The organism is Pseudarthrobacter raffinosi, from assembly GCF_023913835.1.
Lineage (GTDB): Bacteria > Actinomycetota > Actinomycetes > Actinomycetales > Micrococcaceae > Arthrobacter > Arthrobacter raffinosi.
Genome location: NZ_JAMXBG010000011.1, coordinates 47,074 through 73,809 on the forward strand (window position 1 = coordinate 47,074; position 26,736 = coordinate 73,809).

Below are 26,736 nucleotides of genomic sequence, written 5' to 3' on the forward strand. Positions count from 1 at the left end.
TGCGACCTCCGCACGACAGCTTTGCAGGCACGGGCCGTTGCCCTTGCCGCCAAACTGTGCGGGGCAGGGACTGCTAACGTTTGGGTTGCCCACACATCTCCTCGTCTCCGGAAGGTAAGTTCCCATGGCAATTGATCTCCTCGAGTGCGCCAGCTGCCTGACAGACGAGCACGTGGAGCTCGTCGAACGGTTGACCGGGACGCAGAAGAAGGTCAAGTGCACAAACTGCGGCGACGAGTGGCTCCGCGGTGAGGCCGCCCGGCAGACGCGACCGCTGCCTACTTTGGAGGAGATAAAGGCGCAGTTCCCTAAGCCCGGGGATGTCGATACGGTGAAATTGGCACGGGCCGATGAACTCAAGGCGGAGTTTCTGCGGCGTGAACCTGAACCTGTGCCGAACGTTGCCCCTTACTGGAGCAAATATCAGCAGGTGTTCAGCGCCGAAGGCCTGTCGAAGGCCAACCCGCAGGATCTGAAGGACTTCGCCAACTCCAATGTCGGCGCGAACCCGGGAAACATGTCTGTCTTCAATGAAGCCTGGAACGAAATGGGTGCTCACGCCGCAGCTGCACAAGTTCGCAGGACAATCGAGTATCTGCTTCGCGGCCCTTCGCCGTCCGCGCTGGAGGACCGCCTTACTGCGCTCATCAACGACGCTACCCCTAATGCGATGAAGGGTTTCAAGGAATCCCTGCTCACGAAGGTCCTCTGCATCGTCTATCCCAAGGAGTACCTGACAATCCTCATGTACACCGGTTTGGCCGGTAAACGAGAAATCGCCCGATCCCTCTGGGGCCTCGAACTGCCCGCCCCTGAGACGACCACCTGGACTAAAGGACGCCTGATCCTGTGGAGCAATGATTTGCTGCGTGCGCTTCTGGGTGACGGCTTCCGCCACCAGCAGCATGCTGCCGAATTTCTGTGGTGGGCGAAGGACAAGGCCTAAGTCACAGCCCGTTTGCAAGGGTTGTTGCGCGGTTACGAGTCGGGCAGGTTCGAGCAAATGGTCTGGAACTGAGAACATCCTCTGGTCTCACTTGCGTTGGCAGGTGATGCGGAACGTGCTTGGCGGAGGTGTCGTGCCAGCAAATCCTGGGACGCGTGGGCCATGCTAACCCTATGGGGAAATCTGTCACACCTTGGGTCCGGAACAGAGGCTTGGGCCGTCTTCTGGCTCAAGAGACGAGCGTGTCCGATCTTATTCAATTCCTGAGCGACCGTGACGCATCGCCCTGGGCTGAACTCGTCGGTTTCGTACCGGACGAGGTCTCCCGCGAGGTGCGGAAAGCCAACAACGCTGACCTATTACTGACCTCCGTCTCACGATCAGCGGTGGTCGAGGTGAAGCTTGGACACCTGATGAGCAATCAACAGCAGGAGAAGTACGAGGCGCTATCTTCCCGCCCAGACCTCTTCTTGGCCGCTTTGGCCTCGGACAAGCTCAGGCTGAGAAACAATGCCGGGCGATGGAGCTTCCTCGGCCTGAGCGACCTCGTCCACCGTTGGGAGTTCGCCGACGACGAACTGGCCTGCGGTTTGGCGAGCGAGGCCGCCAGCGTGCTACGCACCTGGGACCAGATGATCTCGGCGGTGTTCGAAGCAAGATCCAAGGCGAGCTGGCTGCCCCTGAGCGCTCTGAACCAGAAGTTCCTGGCGCGTGTGGTGACCCGCCAGATCGCGCACGAGTTGAAGGAGCACAACCGAGTGGCCTGGGCCGGTGTGACCAGCGGAGGCGGACTGCCAATCATCCAGGGCCGGACACCGATTCGTGGCGAGGGAAATGACCGCTGTTTCATGGCTGAGGTCCGCTGGTGGGAAACAAAGCGCGGCGGCGAACTACGGTTCGGCGTGGATTTTGACGCTCGGCCACCAGACAGCGTCGAGGATGAAGAAGTGCGCCGTGCCGCCTATGATCTGGCAATCAGCATGGATGCCGACATCGATTTCGCGAGCCTCCATGCCTATCTGAAGACAGTGCGGCCAGACCTCGCGGAACTCCTGAGCCGAGACAAGAGGAGCCGTCCTGGAGCCAAGGGTGACTGGGAGCAGGTCATCGTCCACGGGATGAAGGCTGCCCCTCTCCAAGGCAGGAAGACCAACAACCGAAGGACCGTCACCCCGGGCTTCTTCGGTGATGGAGCACTCCGCTTTCAGGCGATTGTCGACATCGACTTCGAACGGGCCTCAGCCCGGGATCTGACTGAATTAATCGATGCGACACTGACGTATTTAAGCAATCGCGAACCCGAGGCGACTCGGTCCTGTTGATGCCGAGGCAAACGCGGTCATTACTTCCCATGCGTGACATTCAAGAAGCAGCGGCGCTAGAGGTTCAGGAGTGGACCTCGAATTGGCTTCGTATAGACGGGCCCAGAGGCGGAGTCATGGCATGCGAGACCTGGCCCATCCCGAACTCAGCTTATGAGCGTTCAACGAGCTTCTTGAGCTGAGCATCATAGACGTAGTCGGTGATCTCGCCGGACATGATCATTGCGACAGCCTTGTTGATGGTCTCCAGCGGCACCACGAACCACTCCGAGGGGTCGTAGTCGCGTCCCTTCCGGTCGACCTGCGTCAGGTCCAGGCGAACCTCGGCGAACACGCGGTGTAGGAGGTGCTCCAGCCACGACGCACGCACATTGTAAAGTCGGTAGTCCGCCAGTACCTTCACGGGTGCCATCAGGTAGGTCGGTGAATTCGCCGCGTTTTTGGTGCGGGTCCCGACGTTGGTAGTGGAGAAGCCGATCTTGTGGAGGTCCTTCATCCCCGCGACAACAGGATCCTCGCTGAGCGACTGCAGTACGTAGATGTGACCGCTCTCCACGTCCGCATCGAGGACTTCGGTGGCATCGTGGCTTGTCCGCGCCAGGACCTGGCCCTGCGCCTCGTACATGCGGGTCATGAGGCTCTGTTTGTACATCGCCGATTCCGTGCCGTTCTCGAAGACGACGCGCAGGCGCTGCTTCTGCCTGGGCTTGCCACCGACGACCAGGTCCACGTCCTCGCCGACCTCAGCCACGAAGCACATGACGCCGCTCAGCACGAAGAACACGCCCTCTCGGATGAGATCCATGCCGGCGAAGGGCATCAGCTTGTACGTGCCCTCGGCCAGCTCGGCGTGCTTCGCCTTGAACAGCGGCTCGAACAAGTCGAAGTCCTCGGCCTTAACCCGCTGAGCGACAGAGTCCGGAGACTCGGGACGCTTGATCACGGGCAGATCCGACACGTCGAGGAGGCCGCTCTCATCGCCCAGCAGATCGTCCAGGTCATCGCTCTCGAGAAGCTCGTCCAGCGACTCGGGAGCTGCCTCTACAGTAAGCAGCTCGTACTCCGTGTCGAGGTGGCTGAGCGCCGCGATCTTCTCGTCGTTGGCGAGGATGCCCTCGAGGCGGGCCCCGAGCTTCCGCTCGGCGATCTCCCGCGTCGCCGAGCTCGGCAGGCGCTCGTGCGTCCTGCGGAATTCCACGATCTCCAGGAACGCACGCTCGAGCCGGTCGGACGAGGTGACCTTCTTGGGCTTCTCAGGAACGTTGAGCAGCCCGTCGAGGTCGTTATCGATGAGGTCCTGCAGGGAGGACGGTGCCGCCTCGAAGATGTCGTCGTTCTCGCTCATTCGTCCGTCACCATTTCAGTCGCCCGCTTCTGGGCTTCGAGCTTCTGCTTGGCCCGCTGGAGCCACAGCAGCGCGTCCGCGTACCGTTTCTCGGTCGGTTCCTCGGCCCTCGAGTCCGGTCGCCGACCATTGACCTTGATCCAGTTCTTGATCCGGGGAACGAGTGCTAGCGCCTCTTCTTCGGTGAACTCGACGCGGGTGGCCGTGATCTGGTCCTGGATGATCCGGAGTACCGAGGGAGTCACCGACTTGGACATAACCTCGAAGGCGCGTTGGAAGGGATTCACCGAGTCGATGAGGTTGATGGTGAGCTCGTCGATGTTGACGAACTTCTCGGCCATCTTGATGAACCGTTTGTCTCCGACTTCGCGAACCTCACCGTTCTTGACCACCGAGTCCACGACGACCTGCTGCCGCACCTCCTCAACCTGCGAGTCGCTGAGGTCCGGGTACTTTTCCCGGATGATCTTCGGGATCAGGACCTTGTTGGCGGTTTCTGCGTCGATCGAGCCCGCTGCTGCGCGTGCGAAGGTGTCGTCTTGCAAGATCGTAGCTTTCAGGTCGTTCAGGTCCGTCTCGACGATCTGCCTGACACGCTCCGTCGAGGGCTCCTTGAAGCCCTTGATCTTCAGCTGACCGGGGATCTTCGAGTCGTCACCATCGAACTTCTTGGTTTTGAAGGTGAAGTTCTGTGCCAGTACCTGCTCCATAAGCAACGATGCCGTAATGGCCTTCAGCATGTTGTTCACCGAGACCTTCACTTCACCTTGGGAGGCGTCGGGCTCAGCGATCAGGTTCGTGAACTGGGCATGCTCCTTGCCGGGGCTGTCGCGGGTGACGCGGCCGATGATCTGGATGACCTCGGTCAGCGAGGCACGGTACCCGACGGTCAGGGCGTGCTCGGCAAAAGGCCAATCGAAGCCTTCCTTCGCCATGCCCAGGGCGATGATGATGTCCACGGCGTCGCGCTCTTTCGAGGCGACATGGGAGAGATAGTGGAGCGTGTCAGAACGTTTTTTTTGGTCAGTGTCATCCACGAGGTCGGCGACGCGAAGAATTTCACCGGTGTCTTTGTGGCGAATGCTGATGATTCCGGTATCGGGGTCAGTGGCTTCGACGTGGCCGATCGCATCGATGATGAACCCGACTTCTTCGATCTTGTCCTTGGTGGACTCGCCCGAGTTGACGTTCGGAATATGAACGATGGTCTTTTTGTCCAAGTGCAGGACTTCACCGATAGCGTCCGTATAGCGGCCCTGATAGAAGTGGTGCCCGATGCCGAGCGAGTGAAGGTGCTCATAACCGTTCAGCTGGTCGTAGTAGTTGAACGTGACCGGCGTGAACTGTGCCTCGTCCTCAGCAGACAGAACCGGTACTGAGTCTCCGCGGAAGTACGAGCCGGTCATTGCGACGATGTGCACGTCCGAGCCGTTCATGACTTCACGCAGGAGCGCACCGAGGCGGTTGGCTTCAGTGTCAGCGGAGACATGGTGGAACTCATCGATTGCCAGCACGGTGCCGTTGAACGCTTCCGGTGCGAGCTTTTCAAAAGCGAACCGCAGCGTCGCATGCGTGCAGACCAGCGTGGCGTCGGGACCTTGAAGAAAGTCGATGAACGCTCCGACTTTGCCCTGCGAGGAACCGGCGTCGCAGAGGTTGTGCTCGGCTTTGATTTCCCAGTCGGCAAAGAATCCGTGTGAAGTGAGCTTCGTTGAGGAGAAGGAAGCTCCAATAGATCGCTCGGGGACGGCGACGATGACCTTTTTGCGGCCCTGGTTGTAGAGCTTGTCCAGCGCCACGAACATCAGCGCACGCGATTTGCCTGAGGCCGGCGGAGCCTTGATCAGAAGGTGCTGGGCATCTCTCTTGGCGAAGACGCGCTGCTGCATCTCTCGCATACCTAAGGCATCGGTGTTGACCGATGCCTTAGTGCGGGCATAGGTCACGTTGACGATGTTTATCGGCTTGTTCACTTCTTTTTGTTCCCTTTTACAGATTCTGCTGCTGTCATTGCCTCATACATAGCAAAGAGGTCTGACAATCTCAGCTCATCGGTTTCATAGACGCGCTTGGAGTAGATGGAATCCACCAGGGTGTCGACCTCGGCATGTGCCTGGCGCAGGTCGGCAGGCATCAAGTCCGGGTCGTACAACTCCGCAAGCGTCCGCTCACAGTGATACTCACGTACGTCGAGAATACGGAGCGCCGCAAAGGTCAGCATCTCTTTCACGGTGTCCGAAAGCGGCGGTACCGGAAAATTGTTATAAACGATCGTGTTCGAATAGCGATAGTCCGTTTTCAGACGACCGCCAACAGCTCGAGTCCACGTCATGTGCATTCTCGAAGTTAAGAACGCAAACACCCACGGTGCCGGGTTATACACAGTGAAGGCTAGGTCTGAAACAACTTCAGCGCCGCTCATGTATCCCAGTGGGATGTATTCTCTGCGCTCAGATGAAGTTTTCGGAACAATCACAAATTCTGAGCGTTGGAAACGTACCTCGTCAAACTTCCAGGGGGTCTTGCTCTTTTCACGTGTTGCAGCCTTCTGGCTTCGTAAACGGAAAAGTCGTACGTCCTCAAAGCGTTTAGCGAGGGCCGGGATGCATTCAGCTGCATGCTGCGTTTCCCGGTCGACCCATATACACCAGCGCTCAATATCGTTGATGTATTCGCGACTGCCAATGTACCGTCGAATAAAAGGCGCTGCTTCAGGGTATTCTGAAAGCAAGGCCTCTCGTTCCGGAGTTTCAAGTATCAACGTCCCGTTATCTGTCGGCTGACTTCCCCTGCCCATAGCAGGTAGTGCAATAGACAATGGTTTCGTACGGCGTCCAATAAACGTATTGAGTCCATCCACCAGATACCCATTGATGTTGCTTGCCTGAAGCCTCACACCATCAATGTAGAGGTACTTGGGTTTCAGCTGAGTGTTTCGCAGATTGATTACTGCTACGGTCACGCCCGCATTTCGTTTGGCACTATTCGTCCACTTGAACGATGTATAAGCGTAGCCGATTTCAATTCCCATTTCGAAGATCATGGGGAACATCAGGCCAACATGCTCACCCTGAGTGACAGAGTTTGTAGTCACGAAGGAAAGTTCTGCGCGCGTATTATGAATATAGTCGACTCCCTTGATGAACCACAAAGCAATGTAGTCGAGCGTCTTCGAGTATGTGCGATTGCCAAACACATACCCGTAATCGATCTTCTGCTCCTTGCTTTGCATGCTGTAGCCAGAATAGGGAGGGTTTCCGACGAGATATATCTCGCCAGAACCATCGTTTGGGCAAATTTGCTGCCAGTCGAGGCGAGTCGCGTTGCCGGCTTGGATCTGCCCTGTTTCTTTCAAGGGGATTAGTGGGATGGAGAGGTTGAACTTCTCCTTGAACTCGGAATTCATCTGGTGCTTGGCAATCCAGAGGGAGAGGATCGCCACCTCGACAGCGAAGTCGTCGATCTCCAGCCCGTAGAAGTTCTCGATGTTGATCTTCGACTCGGCGTACAGCATCTGGTGCTTCGGATCGATCTCAAACAATCGTTCCAGGATGGCATGCTCCAGACGGCGCAGTTCCTTATAGGCAATGATGAGGAAGTTGCCGGACCCGCACGCAGGGTCGAAAACCTTGATTGCGCTGATACGTTCGAGCAGTGTTTCAAGCTTTTTGACGGAGTCGAACCCTGCATCGAACTGTTCCTTCAAATCATCCAGGAAAAGCGGCTCGATGGTACGGAGGATGTTCGGCACCGACGTGTAGTGCTGGCCCAGGTCGCTGCGCTTGCCCGGGGTGACAATGGCCTGGAACATCGAGCCAAAAATGTCTGGGTTGATGTCGCGCCAGATCAGTGTGCCCGACTCAATCAGCAGGTCGCGGGCCTTTTTCGTGAACTGCGGGACAACATGCTCTGGTGACATCGTGAATAGCCGGCCGTTGACGTACGGGAACCGTGCCAGGTGCACTGGCTTCTTTGCGGCGTCTTTAGTATCGAGCGCCCTGAAGACCTCCGTGAGAAAGTCAGCGACGTCAGAGCCGTCGGGCTGAGTATGCGAGCCGATTGAGTTGGTGAAACCCCCCTCGTCAAAGATCCCGGTGTCTTCGGCGAAGAAGCAGAATAGGAGCCTGGTGAAGAACACGTTGAGCGCATGACGCCCGTGTGCCATGCCGAACATTTCGGGGTTTGCTGCCAGCAACTCATCGAAAAGTTTGCCCATCCGCTCGGCAGCTTTGACGTCCGCGTGCGCCTCGGCGACGTATTGTGCCTTTTCCATGCCGGCCCAGGGCAGGAAGAACGTGAAGTGCTGGTCGACGTTCCGGATCGGGATCATCAGGTTCTCGCCGGTCTTCGTGTCGATGGCCAGCAGTTCCGTGTAGTCGGTGACGATCACGAAGCGGGTGTTGTACCGGACGACCAGCGGTGAAGTCTTCAGTTCGTCGATGACCGCGAGAGGATCACCGGTCGTCTCCTTGAAGTAGACGACGTTCTTCTGTGCTACTTCAGTCGACGGGTCGTGGGCGACGTTGAGTGAGCCATTCCGCAACCTGGTCACGTTGCCTTGTGGCTTGCCGTAGGCCAGCAGCAAGCTGAAAATGAACTCTTGATCGTAAGACTCACGGCCCCCGAGCGGGGCAACACGTTCCTCGACGGCTTTCAGGTTGAGCTTCACCATGAACGAGTTACCGTCGCGAACGTGATCCCATCATGGGCCGCCGGGCTCTTGGTGATTGGGCCCTTTTCCCTGAGGCAAGCTGAAATACCGTCGGCAGACGACCACGGTTCACACACGATTGTTACTCCTTACATGGCAGGGCGGAAGCCCAGTACCTCCTCGTGATCTTATCCGGGACTGTGGGGCGGTTGTTTTCAATCCAGCGCGTCACACGAGGGCAGCGGTTATCCATGCCTCCGATAGGCGCACTTGTCAGGACCCGACGGCAGATGCCACACCGAAGCCTCACTCAAGGCTGCGGTGTCCTTGTACTCATCGGTCAGGGTCGCGGTGCCCATACTTGGACAGCTCGACCTCGCTCGATTATTGCAACAGTTAAGTTGCCTTGATAGACTTTGTATATGCAACATATTTGTGGCATGCGCAATGTCTATCAGCCGCCCGGAAAGGCAACATGACCACCTCAACGCTCACCGCCCCCGCTCCAAAGAAGTTCTCCATGACCACCGGCAAGAAGATCGCGGGTTCTGTTGCCATCGTCGTTACGGCAGCTGCCCTGGCCGGCGCCGGCACTTTCGGCGACTTCTCCAACAGCACCAACGCCAGCCAAGAGGTAAGCACGGGCTCGGCCGGCCTCACGATGGGCTACAACACCTTCAATAAGCCTGTATCCGGGTTTTTGCCGGGTGACTCCGTGGAGCGACTCGCGTCGTTCACCAACCCGGGCACCGCTGAGCTGAAGGACGTCCTCCTGGATGTCACCGTCAATGAGTCCAGTGCCCTGACCACAGACCCCGTCAACGGCCTTCAGGTCTCCGTCTCGAACTGCCTCGTCCCGTGGACGGTCGACCCCTCCGGCGCTGACTTCTGCTCAGGCTATGAGTGGAATGTTGTGCCTCCCACCTCCATCGCTGCCCTGGCTGCTCAGGCCCCGACGGCGCTCCCGACCATGCAGTCACTCGTTGGTGGCGGGGTCGACAACCTGCGCGCGGTCATCTCGTTGCCCTCCACAGCGGACGTGTCCTTCCAGAACCTGTCTGCGGAAGTTGATTTCTCGTTCACTGGCACCCAGCGCAACGGCAAGCTCATCAACGACTGACCCGACCGACCCCTAAGGCTGCACAGCAATGAACACTGCGAACGACTTCCATGACGTAGCCGCTATTGCTGTGCAGCCTGGGGGCAGACCGGCCCGCTTCAAGACTTCGGCGCGAAAGGCTAGCAGCGCGGCCGCCACGACAGTACTCATTGTCGCGGTGGCTGCGCTGCTGTTTCTGGGCATCGCTCCGCGGTTCCTTGGCTATCAGACCACAACGATGCTCACGGGCTCGATGGCCCCAATGATCAACCCCGGCGATGTCGTGGTCACCACCCCGGTTCCCGTGACCGACATCCAGGTAGGCGACGTCATCACCTACAACATCCCGGTCGAAGACAGGCGCAACGTCACTCACCGGGTCGCTGAAATCGTGACCGACCCAGAGGGGCGGATGGCCGTCCGCACGATGGGAGACGCCAACCCCGGCAGGGATTACTGGACCGCCGTGCTGGATGCCCCAAACGTCGATCGATACGCCTTCACGATCCCTCATCTCGGAACCGCGATCCGTGCACTGCGCGAACCCTTGGCCCAGAACACGCTCAGGTATGGGGTGCCAGTCCTTGCGCTTTGGATGATCGTGGGCATCTGGTGGAAGAAACCAGGGTCCGAGGAGCGACCCGCGGAGCCCGGAAATGAAGCCCTCCGCCAGTAGCCCTGACCACGCAACAGCCCTGTAGCCGATCCCTGGCCGCGGGGCTGTCTTGTTCCCTAAATGTTCCTCGCTATGCATCAGGTCTGTGGCAATGGTAGCCTTGAGATGAAACGCACGTGTTGCATGACAGGAGCGAATCTAGCGCACGCCGGAGCAACCCAACACACCGAAAAAAGGAACCCATGAAACTCCGAATTGCCGCCGCCTTGATCGTCCTCCCGCTCCTGGCCGGATGCGGAGACGGGCCGGCCGACAAGAGCTCCGCGCAGGCCGTCCCCTCCTCTACGCCTCAGCCGACCCAGATTGAGCAACCCGCTGAGACGATGGCAGCCGCCTCCTCAGTGCCGGAGAATACCGAGCCGCCCCTGGCGCAGATGGTTCTCGACCTGACCAAGCAGACGCTGACAGTGCCGAGTGCTGCTTACGGCCCCCTGTCCATCCCCGTGCTCGCCCCCGGGGGGATCAATACCGGCACAAAGCCGGTCGACGACGCTCCCGACGGGGACTACAGCCACTGTGGCGATCAGGTTGCAGGTTCGGCCTGGGAGCCTGATCTTCCGGACGGCGGCGGACACGAGGACACCCATCTGGTGCAGTTCATCACTTTTGATCCGGGTTGCTGGGCGATCCCTATTATCAGTGGCCACACAGTCGTCGTTCCGCAGCAGGTGAGCATCGAGGACGGGCCAACGGTGGCTACCAAGGAGCTGTTGCCGTCAAGCATGGCTTTTGTCGTCGAGGGCATCTCACCGGTGCCCGAAGCCAGCCTGCTCTCCCTCGGGCTCGCCGCGCTGGGGAAAATCAAGGTCAACTGGCCGGCCAACACAGAGACCGCGACAAGGGTCTCATGATGCACATGGATCGCCCGCGCGTACAGGTCATCCCGTTCAACCCGGAGTCCATCCATCCATCAGGAGAAAGCAGCACAATGAAAACCCAGTCCCTGGCCGTTCTGGCCGCTGTCACCGTCGCGCTGCTGACTGGCTGTGCCGGCAGCCAGGTGGCCACCGATGTTCCTGCTCCGCCCGCGCCCGCCATCGAGCCGGTAAGTGAAGGCTCAAACCCCATCGTCATTGACCTGGCCAATCAGACAATGACTATCCCTGGGACCCAATACGGGTCTACCAGCATCCCGATTCTCGCCGCCGGCGACGTCCTGGCAGGCTCCTCGATCCTGATGGCAGAGCCTGCCGATGCGCTGGCGTATGTGCACTGTGACGACCGCACCACTGCCTGGGCCACCGAGCCGAGCGCCGAGGCCGCCGGTGCGTGGGCGCGTCCGCTGCAGCTCGTCACCTTCGACCCTGCATGCCTCGACGTCGCTTCCATCCACGGCCACGCCATCGTGGTTCCGCGAGTGGTCAGTGAGCACCAGGGCGAAGAAGGTGGAGTGGATCAGTGGCTGACCGAAGGCAGGGAGATCCTGGTCATCGGTGAGTCTCCGTATCCTGACCCCAACAAGGCACCGATCACCGGCGGCAAAATCGAATGGCCCGATGATCGTATGGTGCATCTGCGAGGGTTGAACTACGAGCCCCGAGGGTAGGACGAACGAAGGGCGTGGAGGCGGCCTGCCTCCACGCCCTTATTGGTTGTTATGCCGTCTCGGATAACGCCCTGCGGCGCTCCAGGTGGCGAAGGATGAGCGGCTCGCGCTCCTTGACCTCACGGACATCCCAGACGCGGCGGGTGCCGATCACTCCGGCGTGCGCAGGCAGCAGCTTGCCGCGGGAGGCCCATTCGCCCGGGACCCTGGCTCCGCCCTCCCCCAGGCCGAAAGCCTCGGCAATCATGACGGCGTCCACGAAGCCGAGGACGTGCGGGAGACCTTCAAAATCTTCCCGGCGCCGGGCGAGCTCCTCAAAGTCGAGCGGCTCGCGCTCGATGCGCGGTGCGTTCCGGGAGACAGTCCCCTTGGCGGCCAGGATCTTCGGCGTGGCCTTCTCCAGGTCGTGGAGGTCCCAGACCATGGATCCCCCGAGAACCCCGACAGGCCGCGGCAGGACGGCGCCCAGCCCGTAATCGTAGGTCTTGGTGACCAGCTTGTTGAGCCGTGCGCGATTGAAGCCAAGGGCAGTGTGAAGCCGGCCGGAATCCACTGCGCGGCCGAGGGGTTCGAAGCTGATGGACATACGTTGGAGTATACGGCAATGCAACTTGTATGTTGCGTTTTCTCGAGTCCCAGCGTTTTGCAGAGTAGACGGCGATTCCCATTTTCACCCACGGCGAACTTCTCCCATGGAGTAGACGGGGATACGTGTTTAGGGCTAAAGTTTGAGGTGTCAGCACAACCACACTAAGCAAAAGGAAAAGCCATGGAAGCCGTACCCGTCTCGATCTTCGCCAACCTGGACCCGCAGGAAATTCTGGACCGCCTGGATGAAATCAAGGCCGCAGCGAAGTTGCGATTCCGAAAGGCACCGTCCACGCACTGTTCGCGGTCCTCGAACGGCGGATCCCCGAAGTTGGCCCGGCCTTCGAAGAGATCCCCGAGGGGCGACTGAGCCCGGATGCCATCGAATATGTGCTGATGGCCGCGAAGGACGCAATGGCTGCCCGCAGCGCGTACCTCGCAGCTGCCTGACAAAGGACCGCCGGGTGTGGTGATCTCAGGCACATTCTGACCGCTGGCGGTAAGGGCAATCCCGGCCGCCGCACACATTAACTATGTAAGGCCCAAAACACCGCAGCACAATCCATCGAAAAGAGACGCCATGTTCCAGCCCAGCCTTTCCTTCCTCTCCCAGCCCATCCCCGAAGCCATGAAGACCCTTAGCTCGTTCCGCAGCGTTGATGACCTGCCGGAGACACTCGTGCACGGGGTCGTCGATACGATCGAGGCGCTCATGGATTGCTTCCCCGATGTTCAGCGCGAATACCACCGCATCTTCGACCTCAACGTGACTGCCAGGAACGACGACTTCAACTGCATCGAAACGGCCCAGCGGCTCCTCGCCCCGGCTGTTGAGGCGGCGACCTACCCGCTGCAGACCGAACACTGCCTGATGTCCGTCGATACTCCACTGGCGGAGGCGCTGACTCCGGACCATGCCATGATGCTGCTCCGTGAAAGCTACAAGGACGTCAACGCCAATCACAACGAACATGAATGGGAAGTCCTCTACCAGTTGATGTTGCGCCTGCTGGACGGGCACCCTGAGCTCAAGGCCACGGTCGAGCAGGGGATGGACTCAGGAGAAGACTTCGATTACTTCGCGGTGGCGTATGCCGGCATGGCCGAAGCCAACGACCGGACGGACCACGTAGAGCCCGAACTGGCGATGGCAGCCTAGGTGGAATCTGTCCTGCCGGCTATATGGGCCAAGATCGCAGGGGGCTTCGCACACATTGAAGCCCCCTCGGTTGGCCTCCTCGAGCTCCTCGCCGTCACCCTGGTCGCGGCGGCCGTCTCGACCATCCCCGTGACCTGGCGGTTCTTCGCCCTCTTTGTGACCCTGGTCCACGAGCTGGGACATGCTGTCGCCGGAATCATGACAGGGCGGATCGTCACCAGCATCAAGCTGCGCTTCGATCACTCCGGGGTTACCAGCAGCTACGGCAACCTGGGCGGCCCGGGTGAAGTCTGGTGTACCTTCTGGGGCTACCCCGTCCCCGCGGTCGTCGGCGGGGCTCTCATCTGGGCCGGCCTGTCAGGCTGGGCGCCGGCGGCGCTCTCCATTGGCGCCATCGTTCTTCTGGCCACCGTCCTGGTCATCAGGAACTGGGCCGGCCTGTCAGTGGTGCTGAGTGTCATGGCCGCGTCCATCGCTTTGCTCTTGCTCGCTTCGGGCGAAATCCTTGGCTACGCAACAGTGTTCCTGGGTATCGGCCTGCTGATCGGGTCTGTCCGGGACTGGTTCAAAGTCCTGAGTGTCCACACGAGCCGACAGGATGAGATCGAGACCTCGGACGCGCAGATCCTTTCCCGCTTCACCGGGATCCCCTCCCCCGTTTGGCTGGGTCTGTTCGCCGTTCCAATCCTCGGAGCGTGGTTCTTTGCCGCCACCTCGGTCCACCAGGTATTCGCCGCCGCTACCGCCTGAGCACCCGCGCCCCACGTACACTGGGGCGTATGGTACGCGGAATGGACAGTGGCGGACGAGTCCTCCAGTTGATCAAGGCCCTCGAGGACGAGCAGTTCGCCGACCCGTCGGATGATCAATCCGAGCTGCCACCCAGGACCGCCACCAGCACGATCAGCGCCGCCGTCGCCGTCGCCGCCGAGACGAAGGATGTCATTCAGGTCCTTGTCGATGAGGCCCTGACCAACGGCGCCACCTGGGGAGAGATCGCCGCAGCGCTTGGGCTGGCGAACCCTTCATCGGCCCACTACCACTACGGGCCCAAGGCCGGCCGGAACTCGCCCGAGGACCGGGAGGCGAAGCTGGCCGCACAGCGCGAGCGGATTGCGGCCTACCGGAAGACCACCCAGCCCAAACTGGAGCTGCCAGGGCTGTCCGCGTTGGAGGCCGGCCGGCGCCTCGGTGTAGACCGGCGAACAGTGAAGCAGCTAGCACTCCGCGGCGAGATCGAGACGGTGACTGTGACCAGCGCCAGCGGCAAAGAGTCCATGCGCTACCTGCTCCCCGAGCAGCAACCTTCCGCCTCCGAATAGCCCCGCCAGCAGTAGCCTGGCCAACACCAGTCCGATTCAACGGGAATGAGTGTCCCTCCGCGAGTGCCGCATTCCCAGCATCGATCCGAGCTTCACCGCCACTGCTATGGAAGACAACACCACGGAGGCCGGCCTGGGCGAAGCCACCGAGGCATACAATGACGCGGTCTTCACCGAAGTATCCCCGGTCATCGTGGCAGCCCTCACCGCGGCCGGAGTCACCTGCGACCAAGACGGCAACCCCAGAGACGGCGTCGCGGCAGCAGGAAGCGTCGGCGGCGGCCATGCCCGCGAGGACATCGTGATCGTTGACCCGGCCGGCTCTGTCCGGAGTCCGGACGAAATCCTGGAGCGGTGGATCTCCCTGGCACAGGCAGACCTGGACGCACAGAGCGACTAAGCCCCACCGCAGGACCGCCCGCCGGCACCCCAGCCAGGTGAACGGTTCCGCCCCCCTGCGATTCCCTTTGAGGGGATACCGATCATGCAACAGATCTGATATGCTCTTCAGTAGCGCAACAGATATGTGGCATTAATCCGCGAGAGGCAAGAATGACGACCGGATCAACACGCAGCATCCTGGCAGGAGCCCTGGCAGCCAGCCTGCTGCTTGCCACGCCGCTTGCGGCAAGTGCAGCGACGCACGCCCTCGTGGACGCGGCCGCATATGAAGGTGCAGAGATCCCCTCGACCAGGGCCGAACTGACGTTCACCGGCTCGGTGGTCCCCAACGCCCCGGTTTACAGCGAGCCGGCCAGCTCCAGCAAGACCATGACCCACGTCCTGCCCAAGGTCCGGGCCCTCGGAGCGGCGGAAGACCGAGTCACGGTATCTGCGCCCTTCACCGCCCACAACGAGCAGTGGGTCGCAATCCTGGTGCCGGAAACCGCCTACGGGACGGACACGGCCAAGAGCACGCTGGCCGCTCCCGGCGTCGCCTACATCCGGGCCGGGACCGTGACGCTCCACGAGACGGAAGCCTTTGCGCAGCACATCCCCAGCACCAAGGCCGACCTGGTAACGACGATCGAGCTGACCCATCCGACGGGCCTGTACAAGCAGCCTGTGGAGTCCTACGAAAATGACCTGAAGAAGTCCACGAAACAACAGGGCGACGTGCTGAAGTCCTCCGCCATCTTCGAGAACTTCGGGAAATCCTGGGTCGCAGTAGAGGCCGAGGGGCTGGTTCCAGGAGGAATCGCTTACATCCTGGCCGACAAGCGGTTCTCAATCGTGGCGCCTGTGAAGGAAGCATCCCCCACTGCTGCACCGGCTGCCGGCGAGGTCCAGGCAGGCCCTGCTGCGCCCTCAGCGCCGACCGCCCAGCCCGCCCCGACGGCATCTGCAGCTCCCACCGTTCGACTTGCCGAGCCGGAAGCGGAGTCCGACACATTCGGCAAGATTCTTGGCCACGTGGCGGCGACCATCTTCGCCGCCCTGGTCATGGTCTACACCCTCTTCATCCTCAAGCGACGCCCCGTCGAAGCCGAGAAAGGCTAACCATGAAAACCAGCCAGGCTCCGAGTCGGACTTCCGTCGAGACCAAAGTTATAGAGGGCATCTTCTTCACCGTCCTCTTCGGCTTTTTTCTCCTCTTCGGCTTTATCGGCGACCGCCCTTCACGGGCCAAAGGGGACGTCAATGAAGGCTGGCTCGCCACCAGATCACAGTGGCCCTCGGCTGCCTTCTACACGGTGCTGCCGCTTTTCGTGATGGTCACGTTCGGTGTGTGGGGCTTTGCCCTGCTCCCGCTAATGGTTCTCGTTGTGGCCCGGCGGCTCTCCGCCAGGAAGGGCGCCCCGTATGAACTGAAGAAGATCCACGGTGACATCACCGAGCTCCTGGCAGAAGGCCGGGTCCGAAACGTTGTCCGCGTCGGTACCGCAGTGGCCTTGGCCCTGCAGCTGGCGACCATGTTCGGCCTTCCGGCCTCGTTCTTTGCCGCTCTCGCTTCGACTGTCGTTTGGGGCACCTGGCTTTACCTGGCCTACGGCGCCTCCAAGATGAATGCCGCGACCGATATGAGGGACAAGGCCACCAAGGCGAAATTCACGGGCATCTTCGCTAAGGCGTACTCCACGCCCGAGGGCAACTGGGACGAATCCACCTTCACCGACGAGGGCATGACGCTGATTGTTGCCCCGGTACCTGTCGGGGCTGTGCTCCACTTCGCCCAGGCCGACAGCATTCTGGCCCAGGTGGCCCCTGAATGGGAGATGAACCACCAAGAGTCAAGCAAGGACGTGATCGTCCTGAATGCAGCATCTGATGAGACCGTCCAGCGCCGCCTGGAAGAATCCCGCTCCGGCGGGCTCATCGCCGGGAAACTCTCTGACGCTTATGCCACCACAGCTACCCCGGTACGCGCCGCCGTGAGCATCACTGCAGACGACCTCTACTAAGAAAGGACCAAACCCATGTTGAGCTTCCTCAAGCCCCGCAACAAGGCATTCGGCTTTACGTCCCAGGACGATGAAGTTGCGATGGCATACCTCGCCCTAGTCAAAGACAACGACGTCATGGGCGCTACCGCCCTGCTCGATCAGCACGGGTGGACGTTCGAACACTTCACCGCTGTGCTTGATCACTTCCATCCGGAGCGCGTCTACAGTGACGCAGAAATGGCAGCCGCAAGGGCCGCCGTGGCCCTCATGCAGGGAAAGGATGAAAAGGGCGCCAAGAAGCTGCTCAAGAAGCTTAAGCTTGACACTAAAGACGTCTCCCCTGCAGTGGAGCAGTACTGGGCTGCATTCGGGCTCGATGACTCGGTTGAAGCCGGGGCGGCTGGCTCGGATGGCGCGGGTGAGGCCGCCTTCCAGCAGGAGACGTCGGTTGGCGCAGTGGAACGCATGTTCGTAGACGTGCCTGCGGAGTACCAGGACTCGATCGAGGAACGCGCGAAACTGGTGGCCGCCCTATGGCGCAAGTTCGGGTCCGACTGGCAGGTTGAGTCCTTCAACGCCGACTCATCCGAGGTCGAGGCAGTTCGCGGCGAGCGGCCCGCTATGCGACCTGGCGCCAGCGTCTATGGCGCCGGCCCCAGCGCCACCACGGGTAACGGGGCGGCCATCGCAGCCGAACATACAGCACACGGTCGCACGATGCTCGGTTATGACCCGTTCAAGCGCGAGGTGGAAGTCGCCGTTCTGCCACCCGCGACGCTGGAGCTGCGCAACCGGCTTCTCCGGAAGCTGCCCAAGCAGAATTCCTGGGAACTGGAGCTGCTGCCGATCTTTGGTGTACGCGACGGGGTCGGACACCTCGCCCAGGTCATCATTTCGAGGGCGGACACTGTTTCGCCGGAGCGCGCCAAGGAGCACGCCCACTGGCTGGGTCTGGCCAAGACAGTCATCGGCCATAACGGTTGGTGGGTGAAGATTGACGACGCGACAGGAGTCGTCACCATGAATGCCGGAGTACCGATTAAGGTCCCGTCGAGGGCTCCGTACGACTTCGACGTCATCGAATCCGGCAAGTGGGGCGAGCTAGTCGTCGGCCGTGACGCTTACAACAAGCCGGTCATTGTTGATCTCGCCGCAACCCCCCATGCCTTGGTTGTCGGCCGCACGGGTTCTGGCAAAAGCATCTTCATCCAGACCATGATCTTCTCGGCGTTGGTTCATGGCTTTGACTTGGCCATCCTGGATCCTTCTAAGAGGGGGTTGGACTTCAGGTGGGCCCGTCCTTACGTCCGTGACGGCGGCTGGGGGTGCCAGAACTTCCCCGAGGCGCTGGAGGCCATCAAGGGTGTCTATGCGGAGGCGACGCGACGTCTGGAAATTCTCGATGGGCTGAACGTCCCGAAGTGGAATGCTCTCTCGAAGGAGGACCAGGCCAAGTACGGGATCAGCCCCATCCTGGTCGTCCTTGACGAGGGGACGTCTTTGGCCAAACTGATCAGCATCCCCAAGACTCTGGAAAAGGAGGATCCGCTCTACCTCGAGATGACCGAAATGAACTCCTCCAAGGAGCTCATTCTGATGTACGTGGGGAAGATTCTCCGCGAGTGCCGGTTCGTGGGCATCCACCTGATTTTCGGAACCCAGCGCTTCGGGGTGCAGGAAATTGGCCAGGGAGCCGGCGAATTGCGAGAGAACATGCCCGCAAGAATCATTCTTGGGCGTACCTCAACGAGCTCCCTCGCCATGGCCTGTGCTGATCCCCAGGATGCAGCAGAGGCCTACGAGATTGCTCACGGCTTCGCAACAGCGGACCAGGACCCCTCTGACACCGAGCGCGAAGCCACCCCGGGGCGCGGACTCGCGGAGATTGACGGCCGCGGGCATGTGGCGCTCCAGGGTGCCTATGCACCCGAAAATGAGCTCGTGGAGCGTCTTGTCGCCCTCGAAGTTCCGCGCTACGAGGGCGACCGTCGCCCGATCGTCCTGGAGAGGGAATCCCCGTTCGGCACCGTGGAGCCTGCCCCCACCTACTTCAAGCCCGTTGAAAACGAGGTGGTAGATCTCGAGGAGATGGCGCTCAGCCTCGACGATCTGGAGGAAGACTCCACGATGGTCGAGACCCTTGTGGAGATTCCCGAGCTCGACTGGAGTGCCGCCTTCGAAACTGACGCGCCGGACGCGCCGGCTCCGGCCGACCCGGACTGGGACGAACCCCCCGCAGCAGCCCCGGCCACTCCGGCCTGGCACGACGAGGACGATGACCCTTTCGCCGATAAGCCTGCGAGGCCGGAAACCCGCGTCGCCGTCCCCGATGAGGATGACGACCCGTTCGGCGGAACGCCTCCCGCAAAGCCGAAACCCAAGATCGACTTCGAGTGGTAACCGCAACGAGCAGTGTAAGCAATCCAAACCCAACAGAAAGTGGCCCCATGGAAACCCAGCCCCGCGTCCGAGCCGCGTACCGCACCCGGACTGTCCCAACCAGCCAGCGCCAGGTGAGCCGCATGGTTCTTGCCGTCCCGGAGCCTTTCAACCCGTACACCCTCCCCGTCGGGCGTACGGCGATTGAGTGGGCACATTGGGGCGCCCGGGCGCTCGTTCTGAGCATCGTGGCGACTCTCATTTGGGACCGCGGAACGATGATCCGGCACGAAACCAGGGGGCAGATCACTCCGTTGGCCGCGCCCGCACAGTGGGCTTCCGCCGCAGTCCTGAGCCTCGGCTCGCTGGCAGCGGCCTTCCTCCTGGGTATGCCGTGGGGCGCCATCCCGCTGGCCTTCGGTGCTGCGGTGATGACTCGCCGGGTGCTCGCCGCCGGGGGTATGGAGTTGACGGTGGAGGGCGCTACGTACCAGCCGATCGGCAAGGTCGTGCTGGCCGGCCTAGGTATCGGTGCCTGGTGGGGCTCCATCTTCCTCGGCGGTCTGGTCCAGTCCCTTACCTCTTCGCTGACCTCAAACCCTGTTGCCAAGATGGCCGGAGAATCTTCGGTGGCAGCAATGAAGAAGCAGACGACCGGAATCGCAGACACCATCCTGTCAGCCGGCTCCCTGGTCGGCGGTGTGCTGGTCCTGATCGCAGCCCTCTGGTGGGCCCGCACAACCTACCTGGCCGCCACGAGCCAGGAAGCCGCCGCCGTCAGCGAACAGACCATCGATGCAGAGGAGACCGAAAATGTGTAGGTCCATAGCTGAAGCGGGAAACCGTGCGCATCCGCACTGCCTGATTCACAGCGCGGAGGGTAAGGCCGAGGCCCGCGCGGCCGGCAAACTGCAGGACGCCGCCACAAGCCTGTTCGATGCAATCAAGCAGCGGCTGTCCGACCTCGGCACCGCGAAGACCGGGGAGGAATCCGAGCAGATCCTGTCCCGCTGGCGGCAAATGCTCTCGCAGGTCATGGGTGCCTGGGACAAGGCGAGGGTCAGGCTCCGGGAGAAGCGGGATGCTTTGGCCAAGAAGCGGGCCGAGCACTACGCGGAGAAGGTTGCCGCAGTGAAGAACACTGAGAAGCGCGCAGCTGCTGAAGTAGCTGTCCGGAATGCAGAGGCCGCCCAGCTGGAATTCGAGGCGGCCGAGGACGCTCACGAAGAGGCGCACTGCATGGAGATGCGGACCCGCGAGGCAGAGGGGTTCTGCAGCGCCAATGCCGTGGCTCATTGGGATCACTCGATCGCGCGGGCCGAGGCGGAGGATGCCCGGACCGCCAGGGACCAGGCCTGGGAAAAGCTGAAGCCGATCGATGACAAATTTGATCCGAGAACCGGGGCGCCCACCCCCAGGAAGCAGAAGTACCTCGCAGCCCAGCGGTACGCCGAATCGACCGCCCGGATCGAGACCTATTTGGAGGGCGTCGCGAACAACACCCCTGTCCACAGTGAGGCCGTGGCGGACCTGGAGGCAGCAAAGGCCAGGCTGGAGGCAGCGCGGGTGAGCCTGACGGGGGCCAAGGCCATCAGGCATTCAGCCCTTTCCATGGGCCGGCCGCCGGCAGAGGCCTGGACCAAGGAGGAAGCGGTGGCAGCCTGACCCACAGATCTCCAAAGGACGGCGGAGCCTGACGGCTCCGCCGTAGTTCTGTGTTCCTGCAACAACATGCCACTGATATGTTGCAAATTAGGTCAAAGTCGTATATTGTCAAATGGAGACTACAAGTTACGAACTCCTAGCCCTACCCAAAACTCCCACGAAAGGGGAAGCAAAATGGCCGTCACACCCATCGCCAACACCCTGGTCGGTGTCCTTCTCGCCGCCGGCGTCGGCAGTGGCGTCCTCGTCATGACCCAAGAAATGGTTGACCAGGGGGAAGAAATGGCGCACACCACCGTCATGACTTCTGATCTCCAGGCCTGCCAGGGCGACTTGATCTACAACGCCGCTTTCGCGGGCGGTAGGTTCACCCAGAGTGGGGCTGCTGCCACCGTCGCGGAATGCAAGGTGACCGATGGCACCGTCCTTACCGTCAAGGTCTCCCCCAATGGCCGCGAGTTCACGTTGGTCGCGACCAGCGACGAAGCCCCTAACTACAAGGTGGTTTCCGACTCCGCAACGGGTGGCGGTGCGGAAACCGCCCCGAGGGCTTGAGTGCCTTCGACCACACTGGCACTAAAGTCATGCAATTGGCAGCACCCCGCGAAGTTACCGACCACGATGAAAGCGACCCAGTAATGTCCCTCCCCCGCCGCATGGCAGTTCGCGCACCAGTCCTGGTCATTGCCGCGGCGCTCCTTCTCAGCGGCTGCAGCCAACTCCCGGAAGGCCCGACAGCAGCTCCCGATGCCACCCCACAGATGACTGCACCCGCTGCCATCGCTCCCGGCGCCGCCCCAGCGGAGCTCCAGGAGCTGAGATACGACACTGTCGCAATGACGCCAGTCATTGATGGCGACGCCGGGCCGACAGGAGAGGTTGCCCAGCCGGGCGCTTCGAAGGTCACGGTGTTTGACGCGGTGGACGGCAATCCGCTCGCCCTCCTATCTCCCGCTGAGTCAGTCCCGGTCATCGCCCATTCACCCGGCTGGGTGCGGGTCATGCTGCCCTCCCGCCGGCTCCTGCCTACTCAGGCACGGCCGAAAGGAGGCGTCACGGCCCCGGATCGCGTTCTGAAGCAGTTCGTCAATCGCGGCACCGGCTGGATCAAGACCTCGGAGGTGACCATTAAGACGGGCTTGCCGCGGGTCTTCGTGAGCAAGGACAACAACCGTCTGGAGGTTATCAGTGCAGCCGGGCGGCCCCTGGCGGTCTACCATGCCAACATTGGAGCAGGCGTCCCCGAGGGGCCGACCTTCATCTCGTCCGGGATCGGTGTCGCCGCCGGCTGTGGTGATGCCGCGCCGATCAAACTGTCAGCCCAATCCGAGACCGAGGACGGCTACCGCGGACAGTCCGTCTCGCCAGTGTTCATCGCGGGGCCCAGCGCGGAGTGCAGCTACACCGCACAGGACGTTGCGGACATGAAGCCGCGGATGATCCAGCTCTCCCCGGCAGACGCTACGCAGCTCGCCTCGTTCCTGCAGCCCGGCATCGAGCTGGACGTCGTCGCCTCTGTCCAGCCGGAGGTTTCCTGATGGCAGATCCCCAGGACCTCGCGGCCGCGCAGCTACGCCGGCTGGTGAATGAGGCCGCAGTCGAAGGCGGCATCTCCCGGATGGCAGCCGTTACCCTGGTCGGGGAAGAGCTGGTGCGCACCGAACAGGAGGTCGTTGCGGATGCTCGGCGCGAAGGCGCCACCTGGCAGCAGGTCGCCGACGAACTGCGGCTGGCCTCGCGGCAGACAGCCCAAGCGAAGTTCAGTGAAGACCGGACTGCTGTTGCCCTGCCGGGGATGCCCGCGGCAGCCATGGCCCGGCGACTGGGCAACGTTCACCACCAGACCGTAGCTGCACACCCTGAGCGGCATGGCATCATCGTCCGCGCTTATCCCGGCGCTGCCGGCAAGCCACCACGCAAGCGGTACTTCCTGCCCGGCGATCCGGGCCTCGAAGCGGCACGCGAGGAGTAGGGGGCTCGCGTATTGCCACATACCCGTTGCAGTGTTAATGTGGAGGGAGTGCAACACTTCTGTTGCCCTTGGCCACACTCACCACAGATTGGACCATCTTGACCCTCACCACTGCCTCCGCGCTCAGTCTTCCCCTTGGCACCAGCCCCGAGGGGGAACCCGTCATGCTCAATCTCGATGCCAATCCTCATACACTCGTGGTCGGCCCCTGCGGGTCAGGCAAAACCGTCCTTCTGCGTCACCTCGTAGCCGGAAGCTCTGCCGCCGGTGCTAAGACCACTGTCATCGACCTCATCCGCCATGGCGTCGGCTTCCGGGATTTGTTTACGGCGGACAAGGTGACCGACCGAACCGCAGCGGCCAGTGAGCTCGAAAGCACCGCGTCGGAGATCGCGCGTCGCGGCGAGCTCTTCGCCAAATACAACGTCGATCACTGGCAGCAGCTCCCCGAGAGCGTCCGCAGGGAAGACGGCATCCACCCCATCGTGATTTTCATCGATGAGTACGCATCCACCGTCCACAACAACCAAGTGCCGACCAGCCTCGACAGCAACTCCGACATGTACCGGGGGATCCTGGAGCACAACACCGAAGTGGCGCGCATTCTGCAGTTCGTGCGGCAGATTGTTCATACCGCCCGCAACCGCGGTGTTCACCTCGTAATTAGCACCCAGCGGGTCGATCCTTCACATACCCCCTGCGCCATCCGCGGGAGCATCGGCAACACGGTCATGATGATGCGCCCCGGGCATGCCGTCAGCGACAGTTCGATCGCCATGGCGTTCAATAAGGAGGATGTTGGAGCCGTATCGGCCGCCATCCGGGCAACTGCAGATTCTGGCGCCTCTCATGGTGACGCAGTTATTGCGTCCAGCGCAGGTGGCGTCCAGCGGTTCCACGTTCCGTACAGCAAGTAGCCGTCCGACCCGAACCAAGCAGCAGAGGGCCCGCACCGGATTCACGAGGTGCGGGCGCTCTGCATGCCAAATAGATGTCGGGGGGTCTGGCTAAACTCGCAAGCATGAAGCAGGAGCTACGCAACGATGATACGGGTCGGTACCTCGTCGTAACGGCCACAGGCAGCCATTACGTTCTCGATCTGACGTCCAGGACGCTCCAGCGCCAGATGGCCGCCACTCCCCCCGTCACGGATTACAGGGAAGCCGGCGTGTCGCAGCTTCGTCGTGACGGTGAGACCGTCGAGCTGCTCATGATCGAGCGCTGTATGGTCGGAGAGCCGGCCATCTATTTCCTCCAGATAAGGCAAGATCATGTCCCCACCGAAAGGATGACCTCCCCGGTGGTCCGGATTGAAGAACTGGCGGCGGCCGGAAAATGAGTGATTCTGTCCTGGCCGTCTTCGGGGATTGGCATGGGGACCTGGGGTGGTCTATCAACGCGGTGAAGGCAGCGGCGCGTGAAGGCGCTAAAACAATGGTCTCTGTCGGGGATGTCGGGCTGGACTGGCCAGGCCCCAAGCGAAACCGATGGGAGCAGCGTATGAACGCCCTCCTAATGGAGCTCGGCGCCACCCTTATAGTCTCCCCCGGCAACCACGACAACACCTCCCGGATCGACCTTGAAGAGGTCCAACCCGATGGTCTCATCACTTGGCGCACCAATATCCGGGTGCTCCCCAAGGGCGGCCGGACGGTCATCGAGGGGCTGCGGATCGGGGGCCTGGGCGGCGCCCTCTCCGTCGACAGGCAGTTCCGGGTGGAAGGAAAGTCGTACTGGGGTGACGAGCAACCAACTATTGAACAGGCCGAGAAGTTGATGGCCGGCGGCGGGCTCGACATCCTCATCGCACACGACGTGCCCATGGGGGTGCCGGTCCAGGGTGCGTTCGACCTGCCCGCTGACCTGGTCGAGGAAGCGGATCGGACCCGGATTCTGCTGCGTGACGTTATAGATCGAACCGGCGTGCCCAACGTCTTTGCCGGGCACTGGCATCAGCGTGTCACCCACGAGCTGGTTCACCCAGGCGGTCATTCGACCCGGGTTGATGTACTGGATATGGAAGGTAGTCGAGGTAACGCCGTACTCGTCTGGCCAGGCACGGCCCCGCTGCGCATCGAACCGCTCATCATCCGCGGCAGATAGACCTCCACTGCGGGTGCCGAACAAGGCCGGTCAGGTGCCGGTATTGAGTGTGAGCCCCACCCTGTACTCCTCGGCCTCAGCCTCATCGATCCAGTCGATTAGTTCTACCTCGTGCTCACGTAGCGCGGCCAAAACTTCATCCGGTCGGACCCGGAAGAATTCCTTGCGTCGGTTCACCCTGTTAACGCGGCGGGCATCGAAATGATTGTGGAGAATTGTCTCGATACTCACGGCGTCAGCCGAGAAGAACAACGCGTGTACGTCGTATCTATACGGAACCGAGGCGCTGCTCAGCTCCCGGATGCGGTCGAGGGGGTCCAAGCGCCGCGTGAGACCGATCTTGACGATGTCCGGTCCGAAGGTGCCTATGTTCGAGATGACATAGACATAGCCTGCCCTGATATTCGCGGCGCGGAAGTCGATTTCTTTCAGCTCTTCTTCGAGGGCGAGTATCTGCTCCTCCACTCGGGCGATTCCAGTCGTGTCGCCCTGGGCTTCCAGCGCCACCATGACGTTGTAGTAGTGATCGAGTTCCTTCTGTAGCTTTTCCCGCTCTGCCTCGAGCTCTCGCTGGGCTTGGGCCTCTTCCCTCAGCTGCGCTCGGCGCTCACGCTCTTCCTCTTTCTCCCTGAGCACACTGTTCCGGTGGACCTCCAGGAGCTCGAGTTCGTCGGTGCGTAAGTGCAGGTAACCGGCATCCAGGTTGGTCCCGAACTCCCAGCCGATGTCGTTGAGTTTGTACCAGGTTTTGTTGAGCCGCATCTGGGCATCCCGAAAGTTGCCAGTTTTACGGGTCGCTTCGATCTCGACCTGCATATTTAGAATGGATAAGAGGAGCGGCCCGATGCTCGCGGCAAATTTCTTCGGCATATCGACAAGGGCGCCGTCGTTGGAGGTTAACCACACAGATCGCTGTGATACTGCCGACCGGCCGCGGATAAGAGCTTTGGCTTTGGCCCGGAGGGACTTGATGTCATTCATGATGGACTCGGAATTGTCCGCAATCGTTTTGTAGTCGCCGAAGCCGAGGGCCGCCGGAAGATTATCGGTCGGCACGGCAGCAGCCGCTTCCTCCAGGTGCTTCAAGACCTCTTTGGCGGCGTCGATCTCGGAGTGCAGCAGGACGAGCTCCGCCTTCCGGGCGTCCCGCTCTTCGTCATTGACGACGTTTCCGAGGCGGATGTCCCACGCGCTTCCATCCCACCATTGCAAGAGGTCGACCAGGTGTTCATGGCCTCGAACTGGATACCAGCCTGCTGGCTGAGACGCGTCCATGCTTCCCCCTAGCCGGCGCGTGGATGCGCACGAGATGAGGGTACCAAGCTCCTCCACTGTGCAACGAGACATCTGCGACCGGCAGTCGTGGCGTCGACCAGCCTGACGTTACCGACCGGCGACCTACTTTAACGTGGGGACCGGATTGATCAGGCGTCACCATCTCGGAGGACTTCGAAAGTCCTGAGATCCGCCGAGTCGCCAGCTTGCAGGATGAGCCTGGAGTTGCCACACCTCAACATCGATTCGACTGCCCTCCGCTGGTGCTCATCCTCGTTTTGGTCTCCCACCAGGACACGCGCTC

General features: G+C 61.3%; 27 protein-coding genes. 22 read left to right on the forward strand and 5 right to left on the reverse strand.

The window, feature by feature from the left end:
* The first annotated feature begins 124 nt into the window (after positions 1-124).
* Together NG697_RS12360 and NG697_RS12365 are read left to right on the forward strand one after the other, a co-directional pair.
* Positions 125-946 carry a hypothetical protein gene (locus NG697_RS12360; RefSeq protein WP_252614340.1) on the forward strand — a complete coding sequence of 274 codons (822 nt, stop codon included), beginning with the start codon at positions 125-127 and terminating at the stop codon, positions 944-946.
* Between the two features lie 242 nt (positions 947-1,188).
* Positions 1,189-2,268 (forward strand): hypothetical protein, encoded by a 1,080-nt coding sequence (locus tag NG697_RS12365; protein WP_252614341.1) that lies wholly within the window; start codon positions 1,189-1,191, stop codon positions 2,266-2,268.
* 151 nt (positions 2,269-2,419) lie between these two features.
* Here NG697_RS12365 and NG697_RS12370 read toward each other — a convergent pair whose 3' ends face one another.
* Genes NG697_RS12370 through NG697_RS12380 form a run of 3 tightly spaced genes read right to left on the reverse strand, consistent with a single transcriptional unit; the run spans position 2,420 to position 8,285 of the window.
* The gene (locus NG697_RS12370) at positions 2,420-3,613 is read right to left on the reverse strand and encodes a GIY-YIG nuclease family protein (RefSeq protein WP_252614342.1); all 1,194 of its coding nucleotides are present in this window, start codon (positions 3,611-3,613) and stop codon (positions 2,420-2,422) included.
* On the reverse strand, positions 3,610-5,586 hold the full coding sequence (locus NG697_RS12375) for a DEAD/DEAH box helicase (protein ID WP_252614343.1): 1,977 nt from the start codon (positions 5,584-5,586) through the stop codon (positions 3,610-3,612). Before NG697_RS12375 ends, NG697_RS12370 begins: the two co-directional genes overlap by 4 nt.
* Entirely contained in the window at positions 5,583-8,285 is a 2,703-nt protein-coding gene (locus NG697_RS12380) for a DNA methyltransferase (RefSeq protein WP_252614344.1), read from the reverse strand. The genes NG697_RS12375 and NG697_RS12380 overlap by 4 nt, the downstream gene beginning before the upstream one ends.
* A 454-nt stretch (positions 8,286-8,739) precedes the next feature.
* Between NG697_RS12380 and NG697_RS12385 the strand changes: the two genes are divergently transcribed.
* The 4 genes from NG697_RS12385 to NG697_RS12400 all read left to right on the forward strand — a co-directional run bounded on the left by NG697_RS12385 (position 8,740) and on the right by NG697_RS12400 (position 11,585).
* Complete coding sequence (locus tag NG697_RS12385) at positions 8,740-9,384, forward strand: TasA family protein (protein WP_252614345.1); 645 nt, start codon at positions 8,740-8,742, stop codon at positions 9,382-9,384.
* 28 nt (positions 9,385-9,412) lie between these two features.
* Complete coding sequence (locus tag NG697_RS12390) at positions 9,413-10,039, forward strand: signal peptidase I (RefSeq protein ID WP_252614346.1); 627 nt, start codon at positions 9,413-9,415, stop codon at positions 10,037-10,039.
* A gap of 182 nt (positions 10,040-10,221) precedes the next feature.
* Entirely contained in the window at positions 10,222-10,890 is a 669-nt protein-coding gene (locus NG697_RS12395) for a hypothetical protein (protein ID WP_252614347.1), read from the forward strand.
* Between the two features lie 77 nt (positions 10,891-10,967).
* Positions 10,968-11,585, forward strand: coding sequence for a hypothetical protein (locus tag NG697_RS12400; RefSeq protein ID WP_252614348.1), 618 nt, complete (start codon positions 10,968-10,970; stop codon positions 11,583-11,585).
* Positions 11,586-11,634: 49 nt separating this feature from the next.
* Here the strand turns inward: NG697_RS12400 and NG697_RS12405 are convergent, their stop codons facing one another.
* The gene (locus NG697_RS12405; RefSeq protein ID WP_252614349.1) at positions 11,635-12,171 is read right to left on the reverse strand and encodes a hypothetical protein; all 537 of its coding nucleotides are present in this window, start codon (positions 12,169-12,171) and stop codon (positions 11,635-11,637) included.
* Between the two features lie 183 nt (positions 12,172-12,354).
* On the opposite strand from NG697_RS12405, the gene NG697_RS12410 reads away from it, so the two are divergent.
* From NG697_RS12410 to NG697_RS12485, 16 genes are all read left to right on the forward strand, one after another.
* Positions 12,355-12,543: a hypothetical protein gene (locus NG697_RS12410; RefSeq protein WP_252614350.1), complete on the forward strand. Its 189-nt coding sequence runs from the start codon at positions 12,355-12,357 to the stop codon at positions 12,541-12,543.
* Positions 12,544-12,753: 210 nt separating this feature from the next.
* Entirely contained in the window at positions 12,754-13,332 is a 579-nt protein-coding gene (locus tag NG697_RS12415) for a hypothetical protein (protein ID WP_252614351.1), read from the forward strand.
* Positions 13,333-14,082: a M50 family metallopeptidase gene (locus tag NG697_RS12420; RefSeq protein ID WP_252614352.1), complete on the forward strand. Its 750-nt coding sequence runs from the start codon at positions 13,333-13,335 to the stop codon at positions 14,080-14,082.
* Positions 14,083-14,111: 29 nt separating this feature from the next.
* Positions 14,112-14,654, forward strand: coding sequence for a hypothetical protein (locus NG697_RS12425; RefSeq protein ID WP_252614353.1), 543 nt, complete (start codon positions 14,112-14,114; stop codon positions 14,652-14,654).
* A 49-nt stretch (positions 14,655-14,703) separates the two neighbouring features.
* Positions 14,704-15,054 carry a hypothetical protein gene (locus NG697_RS12430; protein WP_252614354.1) on the forward strand — a complete coding sequence of 117 codons (351 nt, stop codon included), beginning with the start codon at positions 14,704-14,706 and terminating at the stop codon, positions 15,052-15,054.
* Positions 15,055-15,206: 152 nt separating this feature from the next.
* Positions 15,207-16,154, forward strand: coding sequence for a hypothetical protein (locus NG697_RS12435; RefSeq protein WP_252614355.1), 948 nt, complete (start codon positions 15,207-15,209; stop codon positions 16,152-16,154).
* Between the two features lie 2 nt (positions 16,155-16,156).
* Positions 16,157-17,056 (forward strand): hypothetical protein, encoded by a 900-nt coding sequence (locus NG697_RS12440; RefSeq protein ID WP_252614356.1) that lies wholly within the window; start codon positions 16,157-16,159, stop codon positions 17,054-17,056.
* A gap of 15 nt (positions 17,057-17,071) precedes the next feature.
* Positions 17,072-19,438, forward strand: a complete 2,367-nt coding sequence (locus NG697_RS12445; protein ID WP_252614357.1) for an FtsK/SpoIIIE domain-containing protein — start codon at positions 17,072-17,074, stop codon at positions 19,436-19,438.
* Between the two features lie 47 nt (positions 19,439-19,485).
* Positions 19,486-20,238 carry a hypothetical protein gene (locus NG697_RS12450; RefSeq protein ID WP_252614358.1) on the forward strand — a complete coding sequence of 251 codons (753 nt, stop codon included), beginning with the start codon at positions 19,486-19,488 and terminating at the stop codon, positions 20,236-20,238.
* Positions 20,231-21,082, forward strand: a complete 852-nt coding sequence (locus NG697_RS12455) for a hypothetical protein (protein WP_252614359.1) — start codon at positions 20,231-20,233, stop codon at positions 21,080-21,082. The genes NG697_RS12450 and NG697_RS12455 overlap by 8 nt, the downstream gene beginning before the upstream one ends.
* A 174-nt stretch (positions 21,083-21,256) precedes the next feature.
* Positions 21,257-21,637: a hypothetical protein gene (locus NG697_RS12460; protein WP_252614360.1), complete on the forward strand. Its 381-nt coding sequence runs from the start codon at positions 21,257-21,259 to the stop codon at positions 21,635-21,637.
* Positions 21,638-21,672: 35 nt separating this feature from the next.
* On the forward strand, positions 21,673-22,620 hold the full coding sequence (locus tag NG697_RS12465; protein ID WP_252614361.1) for a hypothetical protein: 948 nt from the start codon (positions 21,673-21,675) through the stop codon (positions 22,618-22,620).
* A complete protein-coding gene (locus NG697_RS12470; RefSeq protein ID WP_252614362.1) occupies positions 22,620-23,054 on the forward strand; it encodes a hypothetical protein in 435 nt (144 codons plus the stop codon). Before NG697_RS12465 ends, NG697_RS12470 begins: the two co-directional genes overlap by 1 nt.
* Before the next feature lie 68 nt (positions 23,055-23,122).
* Positions 23,123-23,971: an FtsK/SpoIIIE domain-containing protein gene (locus NG697_RS12475; protein ID WP_252614363.1), complete on the forward strand. Its 849-nt coding sequence runs from the start codon at positions 23,123-23,125 to the stop codon at positions 23,969-23,971.
* A 104-nt stretch (positions 23,972-24,075) separates the two neighbouring features.
* Positions 24,076-24,393 carry a hypothetical protein gene (locus NG697_RS12480; protein WP_252614364.1) on the forward strand — a complete coding sequence of 106 codons (318 nt, stop codon included), beginning with the start codon at positions 24,076-24,078 and terminating at the stop codon, positions 24,391-24,393.
* The gene (locus NG697_RS12485) at positions 24,390-25,157 is read left to right on the forward strand and encodes a metallophosphoesterase family protein (protein WP_252614365.1); all 768 of its coding nucleotides are present in this window, start codon (positions 24,390-24,392) and stop codon (positions 25,155-25,157) included. Before NG697_RS12480 ends, NG697_RS12485 begins: the two co-directional genes overlap by 4 nt.
* A 30-nt stretch (positions 25,158-25,187) precedes the next feature.
* Here the strand turns inward: NG697_RS12485 and NG697_RS12490 are convergent, their stop codons facing one another.
* Positions 25,188-26,432, reverse strand: coding sequence for an SNIPE associated domain-containing protein (locus NG697_RS12490; protein ID WP_252614366.1), 1,245 nt, complete (start codon positions 26,430-26,432; stop codon positions 25,188-25,190).
* Between the last annotated feature and the right edge of the window lie 304 nt (positions 26,433-26,736).